Source organism: Streptomyces sp. WELS2 (assembly GCF_013870595.1).
In the GTDB taxonomy this organism is placed as follows: domain Bacteria; phylum Actinomycetota; class Actinomycetes; order Streptomycetales; family Streptomycetaceae; genus Streptomyces.
In genome coordinates this window covers 1-9,618 of the sequence record NZ_JACBWZ010000180.1, presented here as the reverse complement: position 1 = coordinate 9,618, position 9,618 = coordinate 1, and the positions used below count along the sequence as shown (strand labels likewise).

Annotated in this window: 9 protein-coding genes and 1 pseudogene; 5 read left to right on the top strand and 5 right to left on the bottom strand. The window is 74.0% G+C overall.

What is annotated here, in order from left to right:
• Positions 1 to 250: 250 nt before the first annotated feature.
• Positions 251 to 847, top strand: a complete 597-nt coding sequence (locus tag H5J33_RS13670; RefSeq protein ID WP_181795177.1) for a GNAT family N-acetyltransferase — start codon at positions 251 to 253, stop codon at positions 845 to 847.
• 170 nt (positions 848 to 1,017) lie between these two features.
• Here H5J33_RS13670 and H5J33_RS13665 read toward each other — a convergent pair whose 3' ends face one another.
• The 3 genes from H5J33_RS13665 to H5J33_RS13655 are packed head-to-tail and all read right to left on the bottom strand — an operon-like array spanning position 1,018 to position 3,472.
• Positions 1,018 to 1,473 (bottom strand): lasso peptide biosynthesis B2 protein, encoded by a 456-nt coding sequence (locus tag H5J33_RS13665; RefSeq protein WP_181795176.1) that lies wholly within the window; start codon positions 1,471 to 1,473, stop codon positions 1,018 to 1,020.
• Between the two features lie 18 nt (positions 1,474 to 1,491).
• On the bottom strand, positions 1,492 to 3,336 hold the full coding sequence (locus H5J33_RS13660; protein ID WP_181795175.1) for an asparagine synthase-related protein: 1,845 nt from the start codon (positions 3,334 to 3,336) through the stop codon (positions 1,492 to 1,494).
• A 10-nt stretch (positions 3,337 to 3,346) separates the two neighbouring features.
• Entirely contained in the window at positions 3,347 to 3,472 is a 126-nt protein-coding gene (locus H5J33_RS13655; RefSeq protein ID WP_181795174.1) for a lasso RiPP family leader peptide-containing protein, read from the bottom strand.
• A 325-nt stretch (positions 3,473 to 3,797) separates the two neighbouring features.
• On the opposite strand from H5J33_RS13655, the gene H5J33_RS13650 reads away from it, so the two are divergent.
• Entirely contained in the window at positions 3,798 to 5,225 is a 1,428-nt protein-coding gene (locus H5J33_RS13650; protein WP_181795173.1) for an FG-GAP-like repeat-containing protein, read from the top strand.
• A gap of 288 nt (positions 5,226 to 5,513) precedes the next feature.
• The gene (locus tag H5J33_RS13645) at positions 5,514 to 6,446 is read left to right on the top strand and encodes a DUF5995 family protein (protein ID WP_181795172.1); all 933 of its coding nucleotides are present in this window, start codon (positions 5,514 to 5,516) and stop codon (positions 6,444 to 6,446) included.
• A 71-nt stretch (positions 6,447 to 6,517) separates the two neighbouring features.
• Here the strand turns inward: H5J33_RS13645 and H5J33_RS13640 are convergent, their stop codons facing one another.
• Positions 6,518 to 6,997: an MSMEG_6728 family protein gene (locus H5J33_RS13640; protein WP_181795171.1), complete on the bottom strand. Its 480-nt coding sequence runs from the start codon at positions 6,995 to 6,997 to the stop codon at positions 6,518 to 6,520.
• Between the two features lie 425 nt (positions 6,998 to 7,422).
• Between H5J33_RS13640 and H5J33_RS13635 the strand changes: the two genes are divergently transcribed.
• Positions 7,423 to 8,958, top strand: a complete 1,536-nt coding sequence (locus H5J33_RS13635) for an alpha/beta hydrolase domain-containing protein (protein WP_181795170.1) — start codon at positions 7,423 to 7,425, stop codon at positions 8,956 to 8,958.
• Positions 8,856 to 9,203 (top strand): annotated as a pseudogene (locus H5J33_RS13630) (aminoglycoside phosphotransferase family protein); the annotation flags it as partial. The gene H5J33_RS13635 and the pseudogene H5J33_RS13630, both read left to right, overlap by 103 nt.
• On the opposite strand, the gene H5J33_RS13625 reads toward H5J33_RS13630, so the two are convergent.
• Positions 9,172 to 9,618, bottom strand: a 447-nt coding sequence (locus tag H5J33_RS13625) for a gamma-glutamyl-gamma-aminobutyrate hydrolase family protein (RefSeq protein WP_181795169.1), incomplete at its 5' end; no start/stop codon positions are given. The pseudogene H5J33_RS13630 and the gene H5J33_RS13625 overlap by 32 nt on opposite strands.

The following is a 9,618-nucleotide window of genomic DNA, read 5'->3' as shown; positions in this document are numbered from 1 at the left end:
CCGCCGGGGCGGGTCGCCTCGGTGCCCGCGCCGGCACCATCGCCCAGGGCCGCCGCGGACCTCCTCCTCGTCGGCATCGGCACCCCGGAGCCGGCCCTGGGAGCCGGTAGGTGTACCGCACGTCCACCGACGCACGGACACCGCACCCGGCGCGGGAGCGGGGAACGGCGCGGTGACGGTGCGGACACTGACGGGCCCGTCGTCCCCGACCGCGCCCTGCCTCCCACGACCCTGGTGGCATGATGCCCCGATGATCCTTTCGACACCTGCCGTGGTGCCCGCGGGCCGGATGAGCCGGAGCGGACAACCCGTGTTCCGGCTCGACGGGGACGTGGAACTGCGTCCGTGGCGGCAAGAGGATGCCCAGGCCCTCGTGGACGCCGCTCAAGACCCGGATATCCAGCAGTGGAACCGTCCGGGGCGTGACGTCTCCCTTCAGGACGCCCGGGCGCGGATCGCACGCTGGCATGAGCGATGGACATCCGAGCAGACGGCGATCTGGGCCGTCGCGCGCCTCGGCGAGCGCCCCATGGGGCTGATCGGCTGGGGGGACATCGATCTGAGCGGCGGGAGCGCCGAGATCCTGTACTGGCTGCTGCCCGCCGGCCGCGGCGCCGGCGTCATCACGGACGCCACCGTGCGCCTCAGCCGGTGGGCCGTGGACGACCTGGGCCTGCACCGGCTGCGCCTCGCCCACTCCGTGGCCAACCCGGCGTCCTGCCGGGTGGCGACGAGGGCCGGCTTCGCCTTGGAGGGCACCATGCGCCGTGCCCTCCTGCACGCGGACGGGTGGCACGACGAACACCTCCACGCCCGCGTACGAGGCGACAAGTGGCCCGGAGAATGAGCCGGCCGGCCGTGGCGGGCCCGGCGCGGGCCGCCGCTGCCCGGAGTCCAGGAGGCCGGCGGACCGTAGCCGCTCGATGAAGCGGTACCGTCCGCCGCGCTCGCCCGGCAGAAACCGGCCCGTCCCCGGCCGCGACGGTCGTCACGTGGGGTGCGGTCGTGGTCTCCGCGTCATGGCCGGGCTTCCCCTGCCCAGGAGTGGTTCCCGACGGTGATCAGCGGCCGCCACAGGGCGGTGTCGGTGCTTTCCCCGACCGCGGTCCCCTCCGCCTCCACCCAGGCGTGCGCGCGGAAAGGCATCGTACGGATCCCCACCCGCCACGTCGGCCACGCGCCCCGCGCACGGCACAGCAGGGCGATGGCCACGGACCGCTGGAGACAGCCGTCACCGGCGCACATGACGCTCACCCGGAGAACCGCCGCTCGTGCCGCCGCCGCCTCCTCGTAGGTCGCCGGTCTCGCTCCCCTGGCCAAGCGGGTCAGCACGCGCCGCACGTCGTGGGGCGGCCGGCGCGTCAGGAGGCGTGCCGCGCCGACGGCCAGCACCGCGCACAGACGCCGTCCCGGGGTCAGGGGCCGCTGATCGCCGGGCCGCGCCAGGGCCGCACCTCTCGCTTTCCTCACCATGTTCCTCCGGTAGGTGTGTCACGGGCCGGCCCCGCCGGGCACGGGGCCGCCGGCGGTGGTGCGAGGCATGGGTGACCCGCGGCCACGCAGCCAGGATTCGCAGTTGAGCGTCAGGATGAGGGCGGCCGGCAGGGGCCCTGGCCGCTGCGGGGCCAGGCACGCCTGGCGCAGTTTCCCGGCGTCGATCAGTCCCATCCGGGCCAGCCGCGAGTCCTCGCACAGCGCCGCGAGCCTTTGCCGCCGGCCGCGCAGGCCGGTGTGGACGTCCTCGGCCATGTCGTTCTTCGTGGAACGCTGGAGCATTCCACGGGGCACGGTCCGCTCCAGGGCCTCCCGCAGCAGCGGTTTGAACTCCCAGGGCGTGGAACGTTCCTCGGGGCGGGTCGCCAGGCAGATCTCCACCACGCGGTCGTCGAGGTAGGGCGTGGCGGTCCGCACACCCGCCTCGCCCGTCAGCTGGTCCACCAGCCGGGCGATCCGTCCGGACGTCCTGATGTTCTCCAGGGCCAGGTGCTGGGTACGGGTCTCGGCCAGCGGCCGGGCATGGCGGGCCGCGTCGGTGAGCGCGTCCGCCACCGCCTCCGCGGCCTGTTCGGTGATCCACGGCGGGAGCCGCAGCGTCTGGTGCCAAAGCGGCGGGGGAACGCGCCACTGGCCGGGCATCGGCGAGCACAGGTGCCGGGCGCTGTCCGCGAGCCAAGTCCCGTACGAGCGGCGGTCGCTGACCAGCTGCCAGGTCTGCCGCACCGACCACCGCCGCAACCCCCGCTGTCCGTGGAGGTGGTCGAGGGCCGACAACGGACGCTGCCGGATCAGCGTGTGCACGTAGGACGGCGGGGCTGTCAGGACCTCGTCACCGCCGTGGCCCGTCAGGTGCAGCCGGGAGCCGGCCGACCGGGCCAGGCGCGCCAATTCCAGGAAGCGTGCGCTCTGCAGCCCCTGGAAGGGCTCGTCGTGCCGGGGGCGGATGTCGAAGAGCCCTTCCAGGGCATGGGGCAGCGCGTCCGCGCCGATCAGCCTGTGGTCGGCTCCGGGCATGTGACCGGCCGCTCGTACCGCCGCTTCCGTGTCGTCGTCCTCACTGGTGAGACCGGTGAGGGTGAAGGCGACGAGCCGGAACGCTCGCTGCCAGGCCAGATAGGCGACCGGGGTGGAGTCGAGCCCGCCGGACAGGTCGCAGCTGACGACCGCGCCCGGCTCGACCCGGGCCTGTACGGCGGTGGAGAGAGCCTCACGCAGCAGCACGGCGGCCTGGGCGCGGGTCGACTCGGGGCGGGGCGGGCTCCATCGCCGCCCGGTCCGTGTCCTGCCGTCCGGGGTCAGTTCGAGGAAGTGGTCCCCGGGCAGCGCTCGCACACCCTGCCACACGGTCGTCTCCGACAGCGGGTGCGGCACGCCGGGCAGGAGCAGCCGCAGGGCCAGTGCGGTCTCGTCCAGTGCGGTGGCGCCGGCGGCCAGGAGGTCCGCGCGGTTGGACGCCGGCGGCCCCGCGCCGTGGAACAGCCGCCGGGTGTGGGCCAACGTACCCCAGGCGCGGACCGTTCCGCCGGACGAGACGACGACGTGATGGCTGCCGGGGAGCCCCGACACGGCCGCCTGGATGTCCGCCGGTGTCCGCTTGCCGGCCAGGCGGGTCTCCAGCAGGCGCCGGTCCACCGGGCAGAAGCCCACCACCGCGACGGTTCGCGCGGGGGTACGGCTCACCAGGAGCCGGTCGCCGTGGAGCGCGCCGACGATCAGCGGCCGTCCCGACGGATGAGTGGCCAGGACCTCGGTGCCCGGGGCGGTGGGGGCGCGGACGCCGTCGCGGTCGGGAAGGATGACGAACTCGCCCTCACCGCCCGGCTCGTGCGTGTCGGGCACGAGCGGGACCTCAGTCCCACAGCCAGATGGTGTCCCAGGACTGGGAACCGATGCCGTTCGTCAGCTCGGCGAACTCCCCGAGTTCGACCATCATCGGGGACTCGTACTCCTCACCCGTCACTTCCGGGTCGTCCATCTCGTTCCTCCTTCCAGCGGCCCACGGAAAGCCGCTACGGGGCTGGTGCCATGAAGGCCGAAGACAATCCTTCCGCATGAACACGCGGAGCGGGACGGGAAATCGACTACTTTCCGTACCCAGTCCGCTCCTTTCTGTATATGGATCACAAGTGCGACAGACCGCTGGTTCGGGCCAGGACACGCACCGAACCCGCTCCTCGGCACCCACCACAGGGCGGCCGGCGCCCGCCGGCGGGGGCTGCTGCCGGTGCTTCGCGGGTGCCCCCTAGGATGCCCTGACCGCGGCGCACGACAGGCGCGCCGCGAGGGAGGGGATCCGATTCATGGTGAACAGATGTCGCCGGCGCGGCGGTTGGAGACCGGGGGCGTTCCTGATCGCCGCCGTCATGGGCGCTCCGCTGCTGCCGGCCACGCCCGCGGCAGCCGTGCACGGCGCGGTGCCCGGCGATTTCAACGGCGACGGTTACCGCGACGCCGTGTTGCCCGCGCCCGGGGCGGACGTCGCCGGCAAGGCGGGAGCCGGCGCCGTGGTCGTGCTCTACGGGTCGAAGTCGGGGCTGTCGACGTCCCGGCGGGCGATCATCACACAGAACACCGCGGGGATCCCGGGGGCGGCGGAGCCGGACGACGGGTTCGGTTCCGCCACCGCGACGGCCGACCTGAACCGGGACGGCTACGCGGACCTGGTGGTCTCCACGCCGTACGAGGACACCCCGCGGGGCAGGGACGCCGGCATGGTGACGGTCCTGTGGGGCGGCAAGAACGGGCTCACCTCCGGTACCGATCTGCCGGCGACCACCGCGGGCAGCTACTACGGCCTCGACGTGGCCGCGCTGAGCACCGGCCCCGGTGTGAAGACGGAGGTGCTCGTCGCCGGGTACGAGGGGATGATGAGGTTCACCGGCCCGTTCGGCCGCAACGGCACCTACGGCGAGGCCAGGGAGTCCCGGGACACCGCCAGCGTCGGCAGCGTCGCGCTGGGTGACTTCAACGGATGGGGCTACCCCGACGAGGTGGCCGTCACCGTCCGGCTGAGCGAACTGAGCGGCGGCGCGGTCTACCTCGACCCCGTCCTCGACGGTGAGCAGCAGAAGGGCAACGGCCTGATCGCGGCCACCGGGGACGTCAACGGCGACGGATACACCGATCTCGCGGTCGGGGACCCGGACGAGCCGGACAAGCCCGGAGTCGACGGCGCGCTCGGCGGCCGGGTGCTCCTGTGGTACGGCTCGGCGCACGGCATCGCGCGGGACGCCAAACCCGTGCAGCTGACCCAGGACACCCCCGGTGTCCCCGACGCGAGCGAGAAGGAGGACAAGTTCGGCGGCGCCCTCACGGTGGCGGATCTGAACCGGGACGGGCTGGCCGACATCGTGGTCGGCGCGCCGCTGGAGGACACGGGCCGGAGGAACGCCGGGCAGGTGACGGTCATCCCCGGCCGCCGCACCGGGGCCCTGGGCACCGGCGCCTACGCCTTCACACAGAACACCGCGGACATCCCCGACGCGGATGAGGCCGAGGACTCGTTCGGCAGCACCGTGGCCGTCGGTGACATCAACAAGGACGGCAAGCCCGAACTCTTCATCAGCGCGGCCGAGGAGAACTTCTCCACCGGCGCGGTCTGGGTCCTCCCCGGCGGCACCGGCGGCCCCACCGCCAAGGGCAGCCGCATGATCACCGCCCCGTCCGTCGGCCTCCCGCAGAAGGAGCACACCCACCTGGGCGGCTACGGCCTCCTCGGAGTGATCTGACCGGTCGCGTGCACAGCGACGCCCCCGCGTCGGCCACCGGTGGTTCAGGAAGGCCACCGGTGGTTCCGTGAGGCCACCTGTTGTTCCGGGAGGCCGCCGTCGGGCCCGCCCGTACAGACGCGGGCCCGACGGGCGGGCTGCACCGGCCTTTCACGCCGGGGCGCCGGAGATGTGGCACGGCCCAGGCGCGGGAAGGGGCCCCGGCTCGCCGGCCGTAACCTCCCGTCCCCCGGCCTCGTTCCAGCAGGCGACACACCCACCGCCGTGGAGTACGAGGAGGGGCGAGCCATGGCCCGTCGGCCGCGCGGAGTCCGTACACGCACGGCCGTCGCCATGGCGGCCGTCCTCGCCCTGAGCGGCGGCACCGCCTCCGCCGTCACGTCGCCCACGGTCACGGCCGGGCCCCTCGTGTGCGAGGGTCCGGCCATCCATTGCGTGCAGGACGCGCGCCGCGCCCTGGAGGGCATCCGGGACCGGCTGGGCTGCGACCACAGCGCCCCCTTTCCAGCCATCTACGTCCACCTCGAGCGCTCGCTGGAGACGGCGGTCGCCCACGGCGAACCCTTCGACGAGCCGTCCTGGCTCGCCGGCAGCCTCAACACCGGCTTCGTCGGCCTGTACCTCGACGCCTACGAGGCCGACCGCGCGGGACGCCCCGTCCCGGCCGCCTGGCAGGCGGCGTTCGCGGCGGCGCGCACCTTGGATGTGAACGCCGGGCAGGACGTGCTCCTGGGAGCGAACGCGCACATCCAGCGGGACATGCCGTACGTCCTCGCCGCCCTCGGACTCACCCGTCCCGGAGGGGGCACGCGCAAGCCCGATTACGACCGCTTCCAGGCCGTCCTGGACCGTGCCTACGGCCCCGCCGTCCAGGATGTCGCCGGCCGCTACGACCTGGTCGTCGCCCTCGCCGACGACCGTTGGAACCCCATCGCCGGCCTCACCGCCCGGCAGCTGTTCCGGTCCTGGCGTGCCCAGGCATGGGAGCACGCCCGGCAACTCGTCGACGCCCCCGACCGGGCCGCCCGCGACCGCGTCGCCCGCGGCATCGAGACGAACGCCGCGCGATGGGCGCGACTGCTGAGCACTGTCCGCCTGCCCGGCTACCGGACGGTCCGCGACGACTACTGCCGGACACACACCGGTCCCGGGCCCGCGGCCGACGCGTCCATGGAAACCCGAGGTCCCGCCCGGGACACGGTGGTCCGGTACGGTCTTTGACGGCGTGTACGACGGGGCCCGACGAAGCCGGTGCCCGTGCGCGTACCGCGCGCCGCTCCGGCGAGGTCGCCCTACGCTGGCCCCTCCGCCTCGCGGTCCGAGGACGGCCACACGTACGGCAGGTCGTCGGGGACGCCGGGGAACAGGTCCGCGTAGGTCTCCCGGTCCTTGCGGACGAGCGCGGACTGGTGACTGCGGTGGAAGCCGTCGTCACCGAGCCACGGCGGCAGTTCGCCGGCGCGGGCGAGCGCGGCCTGGTCGCGCACGTGAGCGCCGGGGCGGGTACCGGCGTAGTCGGCGACCAGTGACGCGGCGCAGCTGTCCTGGTGGCCCTGTTCCCGCCACACCCGGCAGATCTCCAGACCGTAGCGGACCAGGGCCTCCTCGTAACCGCTCCACATCCGCACGGCCGGGTGCCTGCGCCAGCCGTAGCCGGGCACGGTCAGCCCGCGCAGGACCTGGAGCGCCTCGACCCGCTGCTTGCCCAGCCGGCGCCGGTCCAGGAGCAGGGCGGAGCGCCGGAAGTCGGGGTCGGGCAGGAACGTCTGCATGGATACCGTCCTGGTGTGCTGCGGGTGCGGGCGGCACCGGCCGTCGGGCGTGTTCCGGTGGCCGTTCACGGGGCCACCTCGATGCCGCGGCCGGTGCCGTGTCCCCGTCTTCCTTCCCGCTCCGCCGCGGGGGCGGAGGCGCCGTCCGCCGAACGGGTCAAGTACACGGCCGGTGCTGCTTCCGCTGCGACCGGCGGGCCGGGGGCTGCTGTTCCTCCGGATTGTTTTGCGGATCGGATGTCGCGGCCCCACGGAGACCCACGGCCTTCGTGCACCCCACGCGTGTGGATCCACGCGGCGTAGTCGTACGCCACCGTTCACCGCCCTCGGAACACCGGTGGATTCGCCGATGGCAGCCCGCCACCGTTGCCCGAGACTGCGGTTCCAGCCCATCGGAACCCGCATTCACGGAGGCAACCGTGCGCATGTCCACCCGATTATCCCGGCGGTCCGTCACCGCCACCGTGCTGGGAACGCTGCTGTGCGGCGCCCTTCTCGGCACGCCGCCGGCCGCCCGGGCCGCGGCCTCCGCCGCCGGGGCCGCGACCCCCACCGTCACCGTCCCGCCCGCCGGCAGCCACGGCTTCCCGTTCCTCGCCGCGGCGGAGGACCTCGGCTCCTTCGGCTACACCGAGAGCGAGTACTTCATCTCGGGCACCGCCACGTCGTACGCCAAGTCCGGCCTGTGGGCCCCGGATGGCCGGTGGAACGTCCGCGCGTCCGGTACCGCCCCCTACAAGAGCCGCCTGCTGGTGCGCCGCCCCGTCGACCCGGCGAAGTTCAACGGCACGGTGGTCGTGGAGTGGCTCAACGTCAGCGGCCAGCTCGACCTCTCGCCGGACTACTGGTTCGAACGGGACGAACTGCTGCGGCAGGGCTACGCCTGGGTGGGCGTCTCGGCACAGGCCGTCGGGGTCGACGGCGGGCTGGGCGAGATCAAGGGCCTCAAGGGCTGGGACCCGGCGCGGTACGGCAGCCTGGTCCACCCCGGTGACGCCTTCGCCTACGACATCTTCTCCCAGGCGGGCCAGGCACTGCGCACCCCGGACGGGCCCGACCCGCTCGGCGGGCTCCCGGTCCGGACCCTGCTCGCCGACGGCGAGTCGCAGTCGGCGGGCTTCATGACGACCTACGTCAACGCCGTCCAGCCGGTGTCCGGGGTCTACGACGGCTTCATGGTGCACAGCAACAGCGCGATCGCCGCGCCGATCAGCGGCGTGCTCGCCGACACCCTGCGGATGCCCAACCCGTCCCGGATCAGGACCGACCTGCCGGTGCCCACGTTCGTCGTGCTCACCGAGACCGACGTGCCCGGCGCCGCTGTCGCACGGCAGCCGGACACCGACAGCGTCGTGCACTGGGAGCTGGCCGGCACCGCGCACGGCGACCAGTGGGCCTACGACACGGGCGAGCCCACCGTGCGGAAGTCGGCGGGCCCCGCCGCGCCGTCGGCCGACTGCGCCGCGGGTTCGGCCCCGTTCAACGACGGGCCCGGCCACTGGGCGATGAACGCGGCGCTGCGTCACCTGGCCGCCTGGGCGCGGGGCGGTACGCGTCCGCCGAGCGGGCAGCCGCTGAGCACCCTCCTGCGCGACCCGGCCACCGGACTGGCCGCCGGCGGGGTCCGCCTGCCGGACGTCACGGTGCCCACCCGCACCCTCACCGGTTTGCGCGACACCACCGGCAGCGGTGTCTTCTGCGGCCTGTACGGCGCCCGTGACCCGTGGAACGGCGACGCCGACGCCTGGGACCGCCACGACGACGGCGACCCGTCCGACCCGTCCTTCCCGCCCACCGCGGAACCGGTGCTCAGCCGGCTCTACCCGACCCACGCCGGCTACGTGGACAAGGTGCGCACGACCTGCGCGCGGACAACATCCTGCTCACGGACGACGGAGGCGTCGTCTTCGTGGACTGGCCGCACGCCCTGCGCGCCGCGCCCTGGTTCGACCTGCTGGTGATGCTGCCGTGCGTGCGGGCCCAGGGCGGACCGGACCCGGACGAGGTGTTCACCGCGCACCCCGTGGGCCGGACCGCGGACCCGGCCGCCGTGACCGCGGCGCTGGCCGCCCTCACCGGATACTTCCTGCACGGCTCGCTGCAACCGGCCCCGCCCGGCCTGCCCACCCTGCGCCCCTTCCAGCGCGCCCAGGGCGACGCCGCCCTGGCCTGGCTCAGGAAGCGGCTGCGACCAGGGCGCGCATGACCCGCAGGTCCCCGCTCTGCTCGGGGTGCCACTGCACCCCGAGCACCCAGCCCCGCTCCGCGGGCAGCTCCACGGCCTCCACGGTGCCGTCCGCCGCGTAGGCCGAGGGCACCAGCCCGGCGCCGAGCCGCTCCACCGCCTGGTGGTGGTGCGTCGGCACGGTCAGCTCCTCCGGGACGATCCCGCCGTACAGCGTCCCCGGCACCGGCTTGACCGGGTGCCCGCCGAACACGCCGACCGTCTCCACGTGTCCCTCCAGGTGCTGGACCAGCGTGCCGCCGAGGGCGACGTTCAGCAGTTGCATGCCCCGGCAGACGCCGAGCAGGGGGACGCCCGTCGCCAGCGCGGCCTCGATCAGCGCGAGTTCCCAGGCGTCCCGCTCGGGCGCGGGCGGACCGGTGTGCGGGGAGCGCTC